The organism is Streptomyces poriferorum (genome assembly GCF_019399235.1).
In the GTDB taxonomy this organism is placed as follows: domain Bacteria; phylum Actinomycetota; class Actinomycetes; order Streptomycetales; family Streptomycetaceae; genus Streptomyces; species Streptomyces poriferorum.
This window is the reverse complement of the sequence record NZ_JAELVH010000647.1, coordinates 1-438: the sequence shown is the minus strand read 5'-3', so window position 1 is coordinate 438 and position 438 is coordinate 1. Positions and strand designations below refer to the sequence as shown.

Below are 438 nucleotides of genomic sequence, written 5' to 3'. Positions count from 1 at the left end.
CGGCGGGGCCGAACGGATCGACCTGACCGGCCCCCTTCCCACCCAGCCCGGTCACCCCACCCTCGCCTGGTACGGAGTGCACCTGGTCGACCTCGCCGTCGCGGCACTCGGCCCCGGCTGCGTCCTGGTCGACTCGACCGCGGGCGACCGGACCACCCTGACCTGGGGTGACGGTCGTACGGCCACGCTGGGAGGGAAGGAGGAATGGTCGCCGCTCACCACGGGCCGCATCACGGCTTCCCACGGGATCCGTGACTTCGCCGTCGAGGCGGGACCGCCGATGCTCACCGGCCTGCTGGCCTCGCTCGTGCAGGCCTGCCGAACCGGCACACCCAACGTGCCCGAAGCGGAAGTCCTCGCCATCGTCGCCATGGTCGAGGCCGCACATCGCAGCCGTACGAGCGGCGCGCCGGTCCGACCGGAGCACTGACCCAACCC

The 438-nt window shown here is 72.6% G+C and carries 1 protein-coding gene; it reads left to right on the top strand.

Annotated features, from left to right (window positions below):
• The coding region (locus JGS39_RS40235) for a Gfo/Idh/MocA family oxidoreductase (RefSeq protein WP_219574685.1) at positions 1 to 430 on the top strand (430 nt) is incomplete at its 5' end.
• Positions 431 to 438 lie beyond the last annotated feature (8 nt).